This window comes from Ancylobacter sp., assembly GCF_965249975.1.
Taxonomy (GTDB): domain Bacteria; phylum Pseudomonadota; class Alphaproteobacteria; order Rhizobiales; family Xanthobacteraceae; genus Ancylobacter.
On the sequence record NZ_CBDFNE010000015.1, the window covers coordinates 331,702 to 347,336 of the forward strand.

General features: G+C 68.3%; 17 protein-coding genes and 1 tRNA gene. 6 read left to right on the forward strand and 12 right to left on the reverse strand.

Features of this window, described 5'->3' with window-relative positions:
* Positions 1–40 precede the first annotated feature (40 nt).
* The 7 genes from ACP2AH_RS12300 to ACP2AH_RS12330 all read right to left on the reverse strand — a co-directional run bounded on the left by ACP2AH_RS12300 (position 41) and on the right by ACP2AH_RS12330 (position 7,990).
* Entirely contained in the window at positions 41–193 is a 153-nt protein-coding gene (locus ACP2AH_RS12300) for a hypothetical protein (protein ID WP_425106056.1), read from the reverse strand.
* The gene (locus tag ACP2AH_RS12305; protein WP_425106057.1) at positions 183–1,058 is read right to left on the reverse strand and encodes an alpha/beta hydrolase; all 876 of its coding nucleotides are present in this window, start codon (positions 1,056–1,058) and stop codon (positions 183–185) included. Before ACP2AH_RS12305 ends, ACP2AH_RS12300 begins: the two co-directional genes overlap by 11 nt.
* The gene (fhuB, locus tag ACP2AH_RS12310) at positions 1,055–3,028 is read right to left on the reverse strand and encodes a Fe(3+)-hydroxamate ABC transporter permease FhuB (RefSeq protein ID WP_425106058.1); all 1,974 of its coding nucleotides are present in this window, start codon (positions 3,026–3,028) and stop codon (positions 1,055–1,057) included. Before fhuB ends, ACP2AH_RS12305 begins: the two co-directional genes overlap by 4 nt.
* Complete coding sequence (locus ACP2AH_RS12315; RefSeq protein WP_425106059.1) at positions 3,025–3,921, reverse strand: ABC transporter substrate-binding protein; 897 nt, start codon at positions 3,919–3,921, stop codon at positions 3,025–3,027. Before ACP2AH_RS12315 ends, fhuB begins: the two co-directional genes overlap by 4 nt.
* A gap of 9 nt (positions 3,922–3,930) precedes the next feature.
* Complete coding sequence (locus ACP2AH_RS12320) at positions 3,931–6,333, reverse strand: TonB-dependent siderophore receptor (protein WP_425106060.1); 2,403 nt, start codon at positions 6,331–6,333, stop codon at positions 3,931–3,933.
* Between the two features lie 103 nt (positions 6,334–6,436).
* The gene (locus ACP2AH_RS12325) at positions 6,437–7,411 is read right to left on the reverse strand and encodes a FecR family protein (protein WP_425106061.1); all 975 of its coding nucleotides are present in this window, start codon (positions 7,409–7,411) and stop codon (positions 6,437–6,439) included.
* 84 nt (positions 7,412–7,495) lie between these two features.
* Complete coding sequence (locus ACP2AH_RS12330) at positions 7,496–7,990, reverse strand: RNA polymerase sigma factor (RefSeq protein WP_425106062.1); 495 nt, start codon at positions 7,988–7,990, stop codon at positions 7,496–7,498.
* 428 nt (positions 7,991–8,418) lie between these two features.
* Here ACP2AH_RS12330 and cysD point away from each other — a divergent pair, with 428 nt between their 5' ends.
* The gene (cysD, locus tag ACP2AH_RS12335; RefSeq protein ID WP_425106063.1) at positions 8,419–9,327 is read left to right on the forward strand and encodes a sulfate adenylyltransferase subunit CysD; all 909 of its coding nucleotides are present in this window, start codon (positions 8,419–8,421) and stop codon (positions 9,325–9,327) included.
* Positions 9,327–11,222: a sulfate adenylyltransferase subunit CysN gene (cysN, locus tag ACP2AH_RS12340; protein ID WP_425106064.1), complete on the forward strand. Its 1,896-nt coding sequence runs from the start codon at positions 9,327–9,329 to the stop codon at positions 11,220–11,222. Before cysD ends, cysN begins: the two co-directional genes overlap by 1 nt.
* 70 nt (positions 11,223–11,292) lie before the next feature.
* Here the strand turns inward: cysN and ACP2AH_RS12345 are convergent.
* The 3 genes from ACP2AH_RS12345 to ACP2AH_RS12355 all read right to left on the reverse strand — a co-directional run bounded on the left by ACP2AH_RS12345 (position 11,293) and on the right by ACP2AH_RS12355 (position 12,363).
* Positions 11,293–11,379: transfer RNA gene (locus ACP2AH_RS12345), tRNA-Leu, on the reverse strand.
* A 97-nt stretch (positions 11,380–11,476) separates the two neighbouring features.
* Positions 11,477–11,956, reverse strand: coding sequence for a hypothetical protein (locus ACP2AH_RS12350; RefSeq protein WP_421699020.1), 480 nt, complete (start codon positions 11,954–11,956; stop codon positions 11,477–11,479).
* A gap of 44 nt (positions 11,957–12,000) precedes the next feature.
* Positions 12,001–12,363 carry a hypothetical protein gene (locus ACP2AH_RS12355; RefSeq protein WP_425106065.1) on the reverse strand — a complete coding sequence of 121 codons (363 nt, stop codon included), beginning with the start codon at positions 12,361–12,363 and terminating at the stop codon, positions 12,001–12,003.
* Between the two features lie 170 nt (positions 12,364–12,533).
* Between ACP2AH_RS12355 and ACP2AH_RS12360 the strand changes: the two genes are divergently transcribed.
* On the forward strand, positions 12,534–12,857 hold the full coding sequence (locus ACP2AH_RS12360) for a hypothetical protein (RefSeq protein WP_425106066.1): 324 nt from the start codon (positions 12,534–12,536) through the stop codon (positions 12,855–12,857).
* Positions 12,858–12,917: 60 nt separating this feature from the next.
* Here the strand turns inward: ACP2AH_RS12360 and ACP2AH_RS12365 are convergent, their stop codons facing one another.
* Positions 12,918–13,598 carry a L,D-transpeptidase family protein gene (locus ACP2AH_RS12365; protein WP_425106166.1) on the reverse strand — a complete coding sequence of 227 codons (681 nt, stop codon included), beginning with the start codon at positions 13,596–13,598 and terminating at the stop codon, positions 12,918–12,920.
* Positions 13,599–13,697: 99 nt separating this feature from the next.
* Here ACP2AH_RS12365 and ACP2AH_RS12370 point away from each other — a divergent pair, with 99 nt between their 5' ends.
* Genes ACP2AH_RS12370 through arfB form a run of 3 tightly spaced genes read left to right on the forward strand, consistent with a single transcriptional unit; the run spans position 13,698 to position 15,340 of the window.
* Positions 13,698–14,384 (forward strand): response regulator transcription factor, encoded by a 687-nt coding sequence (locus tag ACP2AH_RS12370; protein WP_371348273.1) that lies wholly within the window; start codon positions 13,698–13,700, stop codon positions 14,382–14,384.
* Positions 14,385–14,426: 42 nt separating this feature from the next.
* Entirely contained in the window at positions 14,427–14,912 is a 486-nt protein-coding gene (locus ACP2AH_RS12375) for a Crp/Fnr family transcriptional regulator (RefSeq protein WP_425106067.1), read from the forward strand.
* Positions 14,909–15,340 (forward strand): alternative ribosome rescue aminoacyl-tRNA hydrolase ArfB, encoded by a 432-nt coding sequence (gene arfB / locus ACP2AH_RS12380; RefSeq protein WP_425106068.1) that lies wholly within the window; start codon positions 14,909–14,911, stop codon positions 15,338–15,340. Before ACP2AH_RS12375 ends, arfB begins: the two co-directional genes overlap by 4 nt.
* 13 nt (positions 15,341–15,353) lie before the next feature.
* Here the strand turns inward: arfB and ACP2AH_RS12385 are convergent, their stop codons facing one another.
* The gene (locus tag ACP2AH_RS12385; protein ID WP_425106167.1) at positions 15,354–15,488 is read right to left on the reverse strand and encodes a DUF1674 domain-containing protein; all 135 of its coding nucleotides are present in this window, start codon (positions 15,486–15,488) and stop codon (positions 15,354–15,356) included.
* Positions 15,489–15,635 lie beyond the last annotated feature (147 nt).

Below are 15,635 nucleotides of genomic sequence, written 5' to 3' on the forward strand. Positions count from 1 at the left end.
CGGCGGCACGTGCGGCCAGGCGGCCGCGCGCGCCCGCCCGTCAGCGCGCCTGGCACAAGGCCGGGCCGTTCTCGCCGGCGGTGACGACGCCCATCGCGATGCCGTAGATCGCCTCCAGCGGGCCGAGCAGGGTGCGGCCGCCGGCACCGAAGCGGACCGCCTCGCGCGCGAACAGCGGCGCCTCATCCGCCATGCTGCACGCCGAAGGCAACGCGCAGCGCGTGGTTGACCGAGGCCGGCAGCACCGACATATGCGTCTCACCCAGCAGGAACTGATAGGACGTCGCCAGGCCCGGCACGGACGCCAGGCGCTCGGCCATCTCCCGCGTATTGTCGACGATCCGGCTCTCCAGGAAGCTGGCAAGGCGCTTTTCCGCGTCTTCGGCCCCGATCTGGAACGGGGCGAGCTGCTGCTCATATTCGCCAACCAGCAGCAACAGACGAACGTCGCCCCGCTTTGCCCCGCCCTGCCCCGCCGCGACGAAAGCCTGCGCCCGGTCGACGATGCCCGCGCCCTCCCACCAGATCGCCGGGCTGGCGGAAATCCAACCGGCGAAGGCGTCGGGCTTCTGGAACAAGGCGTGCAGCACGAACAGGCCGCCGAATGAATGGCCGAAGATCGCCTGACGGCCAGCATCCACGGGCACCCGGCGGGCGACCTCGGGTTTCAGTTCATTCTCGATGAAGGCGAAGAACGCGTCCGCGCCGCCGGTGCGGACCGGCGGGCCGCCCTCGACGAAGGGCGGGTAGGTCTGGCCCGGCGGTGGGCCGAGATCCCAGGAGCGGCGCAAGCTGTCATAGGCCTCCTCGGTGGGATAGCCGACCGCGACGATCACCCCGAAGGTGATGCCCGTGCCGAGCGTATAGGGCGCCTGCGCCCGCATGGCCTCCACCGCCGTGGCGATGACGGCGTTGCCGTCCAGCAGGTACAGCACCGGCCAGCCGCCAGCGGGCGATTCGCCCGGCGGGGTGTAGAGAAAGATGCGGTGCGGCTCGCCGCCTTCGCGCGAGGCGAGGTCGAACTGCACAGTGCCGGGGATGCGGGCGGGGATCGTCATGCGCTGTGTCTCCGTGCCAGCAGCCACATCAGGGCCGGGCAACCGATGAAGGTGGCGGTCAGGCCCGCCGGGATCTGCCAGGGAAAGGCGAGCGTTCGGCCGAGCCAGTCCGCCGCCACCATGAGGATGGCCCCGAGCAGCGCCGCGGCGACGAGCTGTGGCAGGGCCCGCTGCAGCCCGAGAAAGCGGGCGAGATGCGGCGCCATCAGCCCGACAAAGGTGAGCGGGCCGATCACCAGCGTCGCCACCGCCGTCATCGCCGCGGTCAGCACCAGCAGCACGACCTGGCTCCGGCGGGGCGACAGGCCGAGCGCGGTGGATGTCGGCGCGCCGAGCGGCACGATGTCGAGCCAGCGCGCGACCAGCGGCAGGGCGGCGAGGCTGGCCATGGCCGCCGCCGCCGCGACGGCCGCATCGGTCGCGGTCGCGCCATAGGTCGATCCGGTCATCCAGTTGAGCAGCAGCATGGCGCGCGGATCGCCGCCCGCCATCAACCCCGTGACCAGCGCGTCGAACATCGCCCCGAGCGCGACGCCGGCGAGCAGCATGCGCTCCGGCACGGCGACGCGGCTGCGGCCCAGCGCGAGAATGGCGAGCAGGGCCAGCAGGGCGCCCAGAGTCGCGGCGCCGAGCTGCGTCCCGCGTGCGCTCGACTCCAGAACGAACAGAGCGAGGATGAGGCCGAAGGCGGCGCCGGCGCTCACCCCCAGCACTTCCGGACTTGCCATCGGGTTGCCGGTCAGGCGCTGCAGCATACCCCCGGCGCAGGCCAGCATCACCCCGGCGGCGAGGGCGGCAATGGCCCGCGGCCAGCGCCAAGGCACGAGATCGGGCGCGACGCTCCAGCCCTCCGGCCCATAGCCGATGCCGAGCGACAGCAGGAGAAGCACCACGAGCACCAGCCCGAGCCCGCCGAGAATGACAAGCGGCCGGGCGGCGCGGCGGACGGCCTCTTCCGGCCCGGCGGGCCGCTGCAGCGAGAGGCGCAGACGCGTGACCAGCCATAGCAGCAGCGGCGCGCCGAACAGGGCGGTGGCGGCGCCGGTCGGCACCATTTCGGCGGCATCGCCGGCGAGCCGCTGCACGCCCTGGTCGGTCAGCCACAGCAGCGCCGCGCCGAGCAGGGTCGCGCCGAGCAGGCGGGGCCCGACCCGCCGGGCGCCGGCGGCGTTCACTAGTGCCGGTGCCGCCAGCCCGATGAAGCCGATGACGCCGACCGTGCCGACGACGAAGCCGGTGAGGGCGACGGCGAGGGCGAGAGTGGAGAGCCGGATCAGCGGCACGGACAGGCCCAGGCCCTTCGCCTGGTCGTCCTCGAGGGTCAACAAGGTGAGCGGGCGCACCAGAAGCGCGGCGGCCACGCCGGCAAGCGCCAGCCGTGGCGCCAGGAAGCGGGGAATCTCCCAGTCTTGCTGGCTCAGCGAGCCACCGCCCCAGATGAACAGGCCGGCGAGGTAATGGCTGTTGAACAGCGCGAGCATCGCCGCCAGCGCGCCGCAGTACAGACTCACCACCATGCCGGCCAGCACGACGGTGAGCGGGGAAAGCCGCCGCGACCAGGAGAGGCCGAGCACGACCAGCGCGGCGGCGAGCCCGCCGGCCATCGCCGTCCATTCCCGCCCCACCGCCAGCAGCCCCGGCGCCCACAGCATCGCCATCGCCAGGGCGAGATTGGCACCCGCCGAAACACCGAGCGTGGTCGGCGACGCCAGCGGGTTGCGCAGCGCCATTTGCAGCAGCGCCCCGGCAAGGCCGAGCGCGCCGCCGCACAGCAGCGAGGTGACGAGGCGCGGCGCGTAGCTATAGCGCACCAGCATCTGGCGGATATCGGCAATGTCGGGGGCCGCCAACGCCTCCAGCCAGAGCGAGGTGGGAAGCCGCAGCGCCAGGGTTGACAGGCTGAGCCCAAGCGCGGCGAGCGCCAGAAGGCCGATCAGGCTTCCGGGACCGAAAGAAAGCCGGCTCGTCATCCGCGCGGCGCTCCGGAGAGGGTCGCTTGCAGCAGCCGCGCGAAGCGCATGGCAGAGGGCAGCATGCCGAACATCAGCACCGGCGGCATCGCCTGCACCAGCTCCGCCCGCACGAAGCCAAGCGCGTTCCACAGAGGTGAGCGGGCCAGCGCCGCCGTCACGTCGGCGGCGATCGGCTCGACATAGATCAGCCGCGCCGCGGGCGCCCTGGCCAATTGCTCGATCCCCACCGTGGCGAAGCCCCAGTAATTGGTGGGTCCCTGCCAGGCATTGGTGAGGCCGCACAACGTCAGCACGTCGTCGAACAGGCTCTTGGTGCCATAGACGCGGACATGGCGGGTATCCATGAAGCTGACCAGAAACACCGGCGTGGCGACCACCGGCACGAGGGCGGCACGGGTCTCGTCCATGCGCGCCGCGCTGGCGGCGATCAGCGCCTCGCCCTCGCGTGACCGGCCGATCAGCCCGGCGAGCCGACGTGTGGCATCGAGGCTGCGGGAATAGGGCGTGCCGGGGTCAGGGGTGTTGATGGCGAAGCTCTCGGTGCGGGCGAGACGGTGCAGCACCGGGAGAAGGCCGGCGAGATAGGGGGTGGTGAGGATGAGATCGGGTTTCAGCGCCTGCAGCAGTTCGATATTGGCTTCCTGCGCCGCCCCCAGATTGACCACCCCCGGCGGCATGGCCGGCTCCACCACCCAGGTCGCCCATTGATCCGCCTCGGCGATGGCGACCGGCGTCACGCCCAGCGCCAGCAAGGTTTCGGCGAGGCCGTAATCGAGCGAGACGATCCGCGCCGGCGCCGCGTCCGCCCACAGACGGGACGGCGCCGCGACAAGGCCGAGCGCCGCCCCCGCGAGCAGGCCGCGCCGGGTGACAGGGTGGAGGGCGGGCACGACGGGCACCTACCAGCGGTACTTCAGCCCGGCTATGACGGTGCGCGGCATGCCCTCATAGCAATAGCCGACATCGCAGGTGACGTATTCTTCGTTGAGCAGGTTCTGGGCATTGAGCTGCGCGCTCCAGCCCTTGAGCCGGACATCGAGGTACGAGAAGTCATAGCTCAGCTTGGCGTCGACCAGCGTGTAGGCGCTGTTCTGGAACGTGTTGAGCGAGTCGCCCCAGGTGGCGCCGGTGTAGCGCACGCCCGCGCCGATCCCCAGCCCGGCCAGCTTGCTGCCCTCCTGGAACTGGTAATCCACCCAGAGGGAGAAGGCGTTCTGCGGCTGTCCCGACGGCGTGAGCCCGATCGTCTCGGGATCGCCCTCCACATTGGTGAGGTCGAGATAGGTGTAGGCGCCACGCAACTTCAGGCCCTTGCCGAGATTGGCCACCGCTTCCAGTTCGAAGCCGCGTGCCCGCACCTCGGCGGTCTGGACCTGGAACAGCGGATTGGTGGGGTCGGTGGTGAGGCCGTTCTCCTGGTTGATCTGGAACACGGCGGCGGTGACGTAGCCGTCGAAGCCGACCGGGGCATACTTCACACCGGCTTCGATCTGGCGGGCCGTCGTCGGGTCGAACACATTGCCGTTGATGTCGACGCCAAGATTGGGCGCGAAGGAGGTGGCGTAGCTCACATAGGGAGCGATGCCGTTGTCGAACAGATAGGTCAGGCCGACACGGCCGGTGAAGGCGTTGTCGTCAATATTCTCGGTGGTGTTGGCGAGGAGATCCTCATCCCTGGTCTCGACCCAGTCATAGCGGCCGGTGAGCGTGAGTATCCAGCGGTCGAACGTCGCCTGTTCCTGCACATAGAGGCCGGTCTGGCTCTGCTTCTGATCGTAGCGCGCGTAGTTGAGCGGAGGATCGAAGGTCGGGCCGAGCGGCTGGCCGTTAAACAGGGAAATGTCCGAGGCGGTGCCATAGCCGATGCCGCCATCGAGAGCGAGATAGGAATAGTCTAGTCCGAACAGCAGCTTGTGGACGACCGGCCCGGTGGAAAAATCGGCCTGGAGCTGGTTGTCGACGACAAAGGAGTCCAGCGTGTCGTGGACATAGCCGGTGTAGCGGCTGGCGGTGCCCGCCTCGTAGTCATAGGCGGAGATGCCGTTGTAGCGCACATGGGTGTCGGCATCGCCGTAGCGCAGGTTCTGACGGACGGTGAATACCTCATTGAACTCGTGCTCGGCGAGGTAGCCGATCCGCCACTGGTTCTGCTTGAGGCTGTTATAGTCGCCGATGCTCTGGCTGAAGGGCGCGTTGACGCTGCCGTTCCAGCCGAAATAGGGCATGGCGGCGGGCGTCTCCGACTGCTGGTACTCGCCAAGGAAGGTGATCTTGGTCTGGTCGTTCGGCTTCCAGGTCACGGCCGGCGCGATATAGGCCATGTCGTTCACGCCGCCGCCGAGCGTGTTGGGCGAGCCGGCGTCGCGCAACACGCCGGTCAGGCGGTAAAGTAACGTGCCGTCCTTATCGACCGGCCCGCCGACATCGAACTGTCCCTGCCACAGATCGTAATTGCCGCCCTGCAGCTCCACCTCGCCGAAGGCTTCCTCCGTCGGGCGCTTCGAGGTGATGTCGACGAGACCGCCGGGCGAGCCGAGTCCATAGAGCGCGGAGCTGGGCCCACGCAGAATGGTGACGCTGTCGACCCCATAGGGCTCGACCTTGAAGATCGACATGTTGGCACCGGGAAGCCGGAGCCCGTCCCGATAGATGCCGTTATAGGTGACGTCGAAGCCGCGAATGGAAAAGGAATCGAAGCGCGGGTCGAAGCCGCTCTCCTGCGTGCGCACGCCCGGCGTGTAGGCCACCGCCTCGGTGAGGGTCTGCACGTTGCGGTCATTGAGCTCGTCGCGGGTGACGACGGAGATGGACTGGGGGGTCTCGATCAGCGGCGTGTCGGTCTTGGTGCCGACATCGCTGGTGGTGGCGACATAGCCGACCGTACCGCTGCCCTGCACGTCGATGGTGCCGAGTTCGATCGCCCCGTCCGGGCTGGTGCCGGCCGCGTTGGTCGCGCTGGGATCGACGATGGTGACCTGATTCGGCCCGGTGAAGCGGTAGGTGAGGCCGGTGCCGGCGAGCAGGCGGGCCAGCGCCTCCGCCGGCGTCAGCGTGCCCGACACCGCCGAGGAGCGGCGGCCCTGCAGCTTCGCCGTGTCATAGAAAACCTGGACCCCGGCGCGCTGGGCGAAGAGGAGCACCCCGCGATTGAGATCCTGCGCGGGAATGTCGAAGGCGATACGGCCGGCCACCGCGGAGGCGGGCTGCTGGGCAACAGCGAGACCGGGCAGCGCGACGGAAGCAAGAAGCCCGGCGACCAACCCTGCCGTCAACCCGCGATGCCGTGCGGGAGAGCCCGCCATAGACCGCTTCTCAGCCATTTCTGTTCGTCCCCTCGTGCCAGCGCCTGGTCGCTGGAGGGGAAGACAACCGGGAGGCCCGGACCCCGTAAAAAAAATCGCGCCCTCAGTACAGCACGGTCACCAGCGGCGGCAGGGAGGAGGCGCGCGCGCCGAGTTCCGCCGTGATGGTGCGGATGACATCGTCGAGATTTCCGCTCGCGAACACGCCGCTGACCTTGCGCTGGGCGAGCCGGGGATCGGCGATGACGATGCGCCCGCGCCGGTAGCGGTTGAGCCGGCGCACCACGTCCTCCAGCGGCACCGAATCGAACACGAGCAGGCCCCGCCGCCAGGCGGTCGCTTCCTCGACATTGGCGGCGGCGACCGGGCCGAGGCCATGCGTCCCGCTATAGGCCACCGCAGAGCCCGGCACGAGCACGACGCGCTCCGCACCATCCTGAGGAAGGTCGAGCGCGATTTCGATGCGGTGCTCGATCGCGGTGACGCGGGCGCCCGTCTCCCACTCTTCGATCTGAAACTGGGTGCCGAGCGCGGTGGTGGTGCCCTGCGCCGCCGCCACCACGAAGGGACGCCGCTCCCCGCCCGCGCGCGGCGCCGCCTGGAAGAAGGCTTCGCCGGAGAGCAGAACGACCCGGCGCTCCTCATCGGTGAAGTCGACCGCGATGGCACTGTCCGGCCCGAGATCGACCAGACTGCCATCGGCAAGCGTGATCTGACGCGTCTGCCCCGGCTCGGTGCGCCAGTCGGCCGCGAGCGCGATCCAGGGATCGCCGATCTGGAAGCGCAGGGCGAGCAGGCCGGCGGCGAGAAGCAGCACGGCGCCGGCCATGCCGGCCCGGCCGAGACTCCCCCGCCGCCGGGGACGCGGCACGGCACGCAGCGGACCGGGTTCGCGGCGCAGAACGGCAAGGCTGCGCCAGGCGCTGTGCGCCTCTTCGAACGCGGCGCGATGATCGGGGTCGGCGTCGAGCCAGGCGCGGAAGGCGGTGCGCTCGGCCTCGTCCAGCGGCCCGCCGTCGAGACGGGCGACCCAGAGCGCGGCGCGCCGGTCGGTGTCCGACGATTGATCCTCGTTCACGCCCTCATCCCCGAAAGCCGCGCCGCAATGTCCTCATGCGAAGAGGACAACCGGCGCGGCCGAAACCCGTAAAGAGCCGCTGATCTAGCGCGCGCGCAGGCGCTGCGTCACGTGCTGGATCGCCAGCGCCAGGTGCTTCTGCACCGTGCTTTCGGAAAGGGAAAGCGCGCGCGCCACCTCCGGCTGGGTCAGGCCGTCGACGCGATTCAGCACGAAGATCTGCTGGGTGCGCGGCGGCAATTCGCCGATGAAGCGTTGCAGGCGTTCAAGCTGCAACGTCGCGTCCGCGGCATCTTCCGGCGACGGCGCATCCGCCGCGACCGCGCCCAGCCATTCATGCGGCACGCTGTCGGTGCGGCGGCGGGATTCCTGTTTGCGGTGATTGAGCAGGAGGTTGCGGGCGATGGTGTAGAGATAGGCGCGCACATCCTGGATACGGGTTTCCGGCCGCTCGATCACCCGCAGAAAGGTGTCCTGCACGAGGTCGGAGGCCAGATGCGTATCACCAAGCCGGCCCCGGAGATAATTGCGTAACTCCGGCCCATGCGTGTGGAACGCGATTTTCAGATCGGCAGTCACCGTGTCCAAACCTCATGCACCGTGGCGGCGCGGCTGATGATCCGGGTTCACACTTACGTGAAAATAAATAGTCTATCAATATCAATAGTTTAGAGATCATCTAAGGTGGAGCGGCGTGTTCGCGGCGGTGAGGGCAGATCGAGTCCGACCCGGCGCTGGGGCACGCACTTAAACACATTGTCTCGTAGTATATATCTACGGAAACCGACTGACTGCTGTGAGATATTGACCTCCCTCCCCGGCGTCTCTAAGAACGCCTCGCGTGAGGTTGATGCTGGCACCTGCCCGACGACGGCTCGGTGCCGTCGGCGAAGACGGTCCGGCCACGCTCCCCGGGCGCGGCGAGCTCGCTTTGCCCGTCCCGTGGCGCGGACGTCCGCACCCGCGCGCTGACAAGCGGCGGCGATCAGGAGAGAGAGGCGGATTCGATGTCGTCGGAACGGATGACGCACCTCAGGCGTCTGGAAGCGGAATCCATCTTCATCATGCGGGAGGTGGCGGCCGAGTTCGCCAACCCCGTGATGCTCTATTCCATCGGCAAGGATTCGGCCGTGATGCTGCATCTCGCGGCCAAGGCGTTCTATCCCTCGCCCCCGCCCTTCCCGCTGATGCATATCGACACGACGTGGAAGTTCCGCGAGATGATCGCCTTCCGCGACGCCATGGCCAAGCGCCTCGGCTTCAAGCTGCTGGTCCATACCAACCAGGACGGGGTGGCGCGCGGCATCAACCCGTTCGACCACGGGTCCTCGTTCTATACCCATGTGATGAAGACCGAAGCGCTGAAGGAGGCGCTGACGTTGCACGGCTTCGACGCCGCTTTTGGCGGTGCGCGCCGTGACGAGGAGAAGAGCCGCGCCAAGGAGCGGGTGTTCTCCTTCCGCACCGCCAGCCATGGCTGGGACCCCAAGAGCCAGCGCCCGGAACTCTGGAACCTCTACAATGCCCGCGTGCGGCCGGGGGAATCGATCCGCGTCTTCCCGCTGTCCAACTGGACCGAACTCGACATCTGGCAATACATCCTCGCCGAGAACATCCCCATCGTTCCGCTCTATTTCGCCGCTGAACGGCCGGTGGTGGAACGCGGCGGCCAACTCATCATGGTCGATGACGAGCGCCTGCCGCTGGCGCCGGGCGAGGTGCCGCAAATGAAGCGGGTGCGCTTCCGCACGCTCGGCTGCTACCCGCTCACCGCAGCCATCGAAAGCGATGCCGACACGCTGGAGGCCATTGTCGGCGAGATGCTGCTCGCCCGAACCTCCGAGCGCGCCGGCCGGCTGATCGACCATGACGAGGCCGCCTCGATGGAGAAGAAGAAGCGCGAGGGCTATTTCTGATGAATGAGGCGATCACCTCCCTCGGCGCCGCCGACTATCTCGCCCGCCATGAAGACAAGGGCCTGCTGCGCTTTCTCACCTGCGGCAGCGTGGATGACGGCAAGTCCACCCTGATCGGCCGGCTGCTCTACGACACCAAGCTGCTGTTCGAGGACCAGCTGGAGACGCTCGCCTCGGATTCGCGCAAGCATGGCACCGCCGGCGAGGATCTCGATTTCGCGCTGCTGGTCGACGGGCTGGCGGCCGAGCGCGAACAGGGCATCACCATCGATGTCGCCTATCGCTTCTTCGCCACCGAGAAGCGCAAATTCATCGTCGCCGACACGCCGGGCCACGAGCAGTACACCCGCAACATGGCGACCGGCGCCTCCAATTCCGACGTGGCGGTGATCCTCGTCGATGCGCGCAAGGGCATCCTCACCCAGACACGGCGGCATTCCTTCATCGTCTCGCTGCTAGGGCTGAAGGATGTGGTGCTGGCGGTCAACAAGATCGACCTGATGGACTATTCCCAGGCGGTCTTCGACCAGATCGTCGCGGAATACCGCGCCTTCGCGGCACAGTTCGGCTTCCGCACGCTGGTGCCGATCCCGATCTCCGCCCGCCATGGCGACAATGTCATCGCCTGCAGCGCCAACACGTCCTGGTATGACGGCCCCTCGCTGCTCGACCATCTTGACACGCTGGAGGTGGAGGACGGCGCCCATACGCGCCCGTTCCGTCTGCCGGTGCAGTGGGTCAACCGGCCGAACCTGAACTTCCGCGGCTTCTCCGGCACAATCGCGTCAGGCACGGTGCGGGTGGGCGAGGCGGTAGCGGTCGCCGGCTCGGGTGCGACCTCGCGCGTCGCCGCCATCGTCACCGCCGACGGAGAACTGCCCGAAGCCGGCGCCGGCCAGGCGGTGACGCTGACTCTGGAAGACGAAATCGACGCCTCGCGCGGCGACGTGATCGCGGCGGCGACGGCGCGGCCGGAGGTCTCCGACCAGTTCGCCGCCCATCTGATCTGGATGCATGAGGACGCGCTGCTGCCCGGCCGCCCCTATGTCATGAAGATCGGCACGCGCAACGTCGTCATGTCGGTGACCGAGATCAAGCACCGCATCGACGTGAACAGCTTCCAGAAGCTGGCCGCCAAGACGCTGGTGCTGAACGATGTCGCGGTGGTCAACATCGCCACCCATGAGCCGATCGCGCTCGACCCCTTCGCCGAAATCCCCCAGACCGGCGCCTTCATCGTCATCGACCGCATGACCAACCAGACGGTCGGCGCCGGCATGGTCGATTTCAGCCTGCGGCGGGCGACCAATGTGCACTGGCAGGCGCTGGACGTGTCCAAGGCCAGCCGCTCCGGGCTGAAGCTGCAGAAGCCGGCGGTGCTGTGGTTCACCGGCCTCTCGGGCGCCGGCAAGTCGACCATCACCAATCTGGTCGAGAAGCGCCTCAACGCGCTCGGCAAGCACACCTATCTGCTCGATGGCGACAATGTCCGCCACGGGCTGAACAAGGATCTCGGCTTCACCGATGCCGACCGGGTGGAGAACATCCGCCGGGTCGCGGAAGTGTCGCGGCTGATGGTGGATGCCGGGCTGATCGTGCTCGTCTCCTTCATCTCGCCCTTCCGCGCCGAGCGGCAGATGGCGCGCGAGCTGCTGGACGCCGGCGAATTCGTCGAAATCTTCGTCGACACGCCGCTGGACGTGGCGGAAGCGCGCGATGTGAAGGGGCTGTACAAGCGGGCGCGGGCCGGACAGATCCGCAACTTCACCGGCATCGACAGCCCCTATGAGCCACCGCTCGCCGCCGAGATCACCATCGAGAGCGGGGCACTGGCCGCCGAGGCCGCCGCCGAGCGCATCTTCGCCTATCTGCTGGACCAGGGCTATCTCAGCTGAGCCGGCGCGACGCCGTCATCGCCCCGCTGGGGCGGGACGGCGGGGCCGGGAGTGATGATGCTGAAAGAACTGGTGCGGGCGGTCGGACTCGAACCGACACTCTGTCACCAGAAACGGATTTTGAGTCCGCCGCGTCTACCGATTCCGCCACGCCCGCGCGGAGCGCTGTCTATAACGAAACGACGCGCGCCGCCAAGAGAAAAGCCGGCTGCGGTCAACAGCCGGCTTTCATGGCCGCGCAGGATCGGCGCGTATCACTGGGCGGGGGCGCAGGTGCCGAAGGAGGTCAGCACCTTGCCGCCGGCGAGCGTGGTCAGGGTCGCCTCGGGCTTGGCGAGCGACAGCTGGATCGCCCAGGCGGCCATATTGTCATTGCCGTCGAGAATCAGCGTGTCGCCATCGCCGATGACACTCTGGATCGAGCTGATATGCGGCACCTTGTCGTCCGACACGCTGGCGATGATCTGCTCGCCGAAATGGATGAGGAAATGCGCCGGCAGATCGATCGTGCCCAGCTCCGGCGAGGGATTGCAGCCCGCTGCGGTGCAGACGAACACCTTCTCGAACGTGCAGGCGATCGGCGCCGGGAGCGTTTCCCCTGCCGGGGCCGGCGGCGGCACAGCGGCGGAGGGCCCGGTGGAGGCGCCGGAGGAATCCAGCGCCTGCGTCTCCTGCGCCTGCGCGGCGGCGAGACCAAGGAGCAGGCAGAGCGCGGTAGCGGCCGTCTTCAGCATGGGAGTGCCCTGATGCGTGACCGGAAGGAGCGGAGCGAAGCGTCTCAGTAGACCGGCGTGCGGCACGGCGGGTAGGGCGGCGCGCCGCAATAGCCCGGGCCATAGACCGGACGCGGCGGCGGGGGCGGATAATAGGCTGGCGGGGGCGGCGGCGGCGGGGCGTAATAATAGGTCTTGGGCTGGTTCACCGCCGCGGTGACGGCCGAGCCGACCAGCGCGCCGGCGACAAGCCCGCCGATCAGCGCGCCGGTCGAATTGCCGGCACGGGCCGGCGGGCTCACCGCCAGCAGCGGCAGGGCGACGGCAAGCGCCAGTGTCGCCCGGATCGTCCACCCCAGGAATTTGCACCCCAGGAATTTGCACCCCAGGAATTTGCACCCCAGGAATTTGGTGCCGAAGACGTTCATGTCCGACCTCGCGATTCGCTCGCTCGACTATCGCGCGCGGCCCGGCCGGCGGCAAGGCCGCACCGTTGCGCGACGATGAGGCCCATCCCGCCCCGCCGTGCCGGCCGCGACCGGCGAACCATTCTCCGCGTGCCGCGTTGTTGGGGGTCGGCAGCCCTAGGGCATGGAGAGTGGAGAAGGATATGGACAGACGAGGTTTTTTGCTCGGCCTGGCCGGCGTGCTTGGCGCGGGCAGCGCCGCCGGCGCGCTGTTGACATCGTCGGCCGAAGCGGCGTTGCTGAACCAGTTGCGGGACATCGCCCCCGATGCGGAAGAGAGCCTGGACGCGGTCGCGCACGCGCCGGACGGCACGCCGATCGAGTCGACCCAATGGGGCCCGCCCGGCCCGCCGCCTCCCGGCTGGCGCCGCCGCCGTCGCCGCCGCCGGGTGTGCGCGGTGCGTCGCGACCGCTGGGGCCGCCCGGTGCGCCGCTGCTGGTATGTCTATCGCTAGCGTTTGACCGTCTCTGATGATCGAGGCCGCGAGGGGGTACTCCCGTCGCGGCCTTTGTCGTCAGACGATCTCGATTGCCGTACGCGGCCCGAGCCGGGCGATCAGGCGGCGCAGATCGCCCGGACGAAAGGCGACGCAGCCCGCCGTGGGCTCGAAGGCACCGCGCGCGATATGGAGAAACACCGCCGAGCCGCGATGGGCGCGGCGGGGGCGGCTGTTATGGTCGAGCACGACCACGAGATCATACAGCCCGTCCGCCCGCCACATCTCTTCATGCGAGGCGGGAAACGGCCGCTTGACCGGCCGGTTGTAACGGCCATGGCGCGGCGCGTCGCACCAGCCATCGTCAGGCTTGATGCGAAACACCGGAAGGCGCGTGACTGGGCGGGGGCCATGATCGGCGCGATAGCGCACCTCTCGCGCGTGCCAGATGCCCTTTGGCGTCGCGCCGTCACCTTCTCGCTTGTCGGCGCGGATTCCCGACCGGCCCAGCGCGACGGGAACAGGCCGGCCATCGACAAGCAGCCAGCCACGCTGGCGCCCATTGAGCGGACCGCCGGGTCGCGCGGCGACACGCAGGCGGGAAAGGCTGTGGGATTTTCCGTGTGATTCTGTGCGAAGGGTCTTCTTCTTCACGCCATTTCCGTTCACGATCACGTCACGAACCGGCAGCACCTTCGTCCCACGAGTCCTCGACGCTTGCCGAATGCGCTTCGCCTGCCTACTCGGGGCATACGGCATTTCACTCCAACCTCGCGTGAGAGTGGACGCACGAGGCACCTGGGACAAGGGCTTCGACGAGCGGCCTCTCTCGGGAACGCGATTATTCGGGAAAGCGATATGGCGAACGCTCTGCGAGTTTTGGTGGTCGACGACGACAAGGATCTGCGCGAGGCGCTGGTCGAACAGCTCTCGCTCTATGACGAATTCGAGGTGGTCTCCGTCGACAGTGCCAATGCCGCGATCAGCGAAGTCGAATCGACACGCGTCGATCTGGTGCTGATGGATGTCGGCCTGCCGGACAAGGACGGGCGCGAGGCGGTGCGGGTGATGCGCCAGAACGGCTTCAAGGCGCCCGTCATCATGCTGACCGGCCACGACACGGACAGCGACACCATCATGGGGCTGGAAGCCGGCGCCAATGACTATGTCGCCAAGCCGTTCCGATTCGCCGTGCTGCTCGCCCGCATCCGCGCGCAGATGCGCTCGCATGAGGCGAGCGAGGACGCGGTCTTCACCATCGGGCCCTACACGTTCCGCCCCGGCGCCAAGATGTTGGTGACCGAGCGCAATTCCAAGATCCGTCTCACCGAGAAGGAAACGGCCATTCTGCGCTATCTCTACCGGGCTGGAAAAAAGCCGGTGGCGCGCGAAATACTTCTGCAGGAAGTGTGGGGCTATAATTCAGGCGTGACGACCCATACGCTTGAGACGCATATATATCGCCTGCGCCAGAAGATCGAGAAAGACCCCTCCCACCCCAGCCTGCTTGCCACCGAGGCTGGCGGCTACAAATTGCTGCCCTGACTGGCCGATTGATTCGTCCGGCCTTGGAGTTTCGCCCGCCGAATGTCCATCGAGGACGACATCGCCTTTCTGGAACGTGTGCCGACGCTCGCATTGATGGGGCGGGAGGCGCTGCGCGTCATCGCGATCAGCGTGGACCATTTCACGCTGGCGCGCGGGCAGACGCTGTTTCACGAGGGTGAGCCGGCCGATTGCGCCTATGTGGTGCAGCAAGGCAGCCTGCGGGTGGCGCCGGAGGATCCGCAGCTGGCGATGCGCCCGGGCCAGAGCATCCGCGCCGGCGAAGGCGCGCTGATCGGCGAGATGGCGCTCCTCACCGAAACACGCCGCCCCGCCACTGCCACGGCGCTGGAACCGGCGGAGGTGCTGCGCATTCCCCGCAACATGTTCCTGCGCACGCTGGAAAGCTATCCCGATGCCGCGCGGGAACTCACCCGCCGGCTGAGCGAGCGCGTCTCCGCCACCCTTGCCGATCTCGAACGCGTGCGCGAGCGGCTGGAGGCGATCGAGGACGTGCCGCGGCCATGATTCCGGTCGCCCCCCGGGTCTGGCTCGACGAGGACGAGGTCGAGGAAACCTTCATCCGCGCCTCCGGGCCGGGCGGGCAGAACGTCAATAAAGTGTCGAGCGCCGTGCAGCTGCGCTTCGACGTGCGCGGCTCCAAGACCTTGGCGGACCACGTGAAAGAGCGGCTGGAGCTGCTGGCCGGGCGGCGCCTGACCAAGGAGGGCGTGCTGGTTCTGGTGGCGCAGCGCTACCGCACGCAGGAGCAGAATCGGGCGGATGCGCTGGCGCGGCTGGTGGAGCTGGTGCGCGAGGCGGCGGTGGTGCCGATCACCCGCCGGCCGACCCGCCCGACCCTCGGCTCGAAGATCCGCCGGCTGGAAGGCAAGGCGAAGCGCTCCGGCATCAAGTCGCTGCGCCGCGACCGGCCTTCGGGCGGCAGCGAGGATTGAGCCCAGCTAACCCCTAGAAATCCGTAGCGATTCCCTTCACTTCCCAATCGCCGTAGCGCACAGGCTCGGGGCCGTCGCGGCCGTCGATTTCCCTGGGCCCGACCACCGGCGCGGCGGACGCGGCGCGGCGGGCTTCGGCCTCGGCCAGCGCCCGCGCGGCGGCGGGGGTGAGCGGACGGCGCGGGGCCGGCGCAACGCTCTCGGTGGCCTGACCGGTGAGTGCGGTGAGGTGGAGTGTGGGACCGATCGGTGCGGTGGGATCGCTCTGGCTCATGCGCCATTGGAACCACTCGCC

Excerpts from the sequence above, each read along its gene's own strand:
- ACP2AH_RS12305 (WP_425106057.1), bottom strand. The coding sequence starts at position 1,058 with ATGACGATCCCCGCCCGCATCCCCGGCACTGTGCAGTTCGACCTCGCC.
- ACP2AH_RS12320 (WP_425106060.1), bottom strand. The coding sequence starts at position 6,333 with ATGGCGGGCTCTCCCGCACGGCATCGCGGGTTGACGGCAGGGTTGGTC.
- ACP2AH_RS12365 (WP_425106166.1), bottom strand. The coding sequence starts at position 13,598 with ATGCCGTATGCCCCGAGTAGGCAGGCGAAGCGCATTCGGCAAGCGTCG.
- ACP2AH_RS12300 (WP_425106056.1), bottom strand. The coding sequence starts at position 193 with ATGGCGGATGAGGCGCCGCTGTTCGCGCGCGAGGCGGTCCGCTTCGGT.
- ACP2AH_RS12375 (WP_425106067.1), top strand. The coding sequence starts at position 14,427 with ATGTCCATCGAGGACGACATCGCCTTTCTGGAACGTGTGCCGACGCTC.
- ACP2AH_RS12355 (WP_425106065.1), bottom strand. The coding sequence starts at position 12,363 with ATGAACGTCTTCGGCACCAAATTCCTGGGGTGCAAATTCCTGGGGTGC.
- cysD (WP_425106063.1), top strand. The coding sequence starts at position 8,419 with ATGTCGTCGGAACGGATGACGCACCTCAGGCGTCTGGAAGCGGAATCC.
- fhuB (WP_425106058.1), bottom strand. The coding sequence starts at position 3,028 with ATGACGAGCCGGCTTTCTTTCGGTCCCGGAAGCCTGATCGGCCTTCTG.
- ACP2AH_RS12350 (WP_421699020.1), bottom strand. The coding sequence starts at position 11,956 with ATGCTGAAGACGGCCGCTACCGCGCTCTGCCTGCTCCTTGGTCTCGCC.
- arfB (WP_425106068.1), top strand. The coding sequence starts at position 14,909 with ATGATTCCGGTCGCCCCCCGGGTCTGGCTCGACGAGGACGAGGTCGAG.
- ACP2AH_RS12370 (WP_371348273.1), top strand. The coding sequence starts at position 13,698 with ATGGCGAACGCTCTGCGAGTTTTGGTGGTCGACGACGACAAGGATCTG.
- cysN (WP_425106064.1), top strand. The coding sequence starts at position 9,327 with ATGAATGAGGCGATCACCTCCCTCGGCGCCGCCGACTATCTCGCCCGC.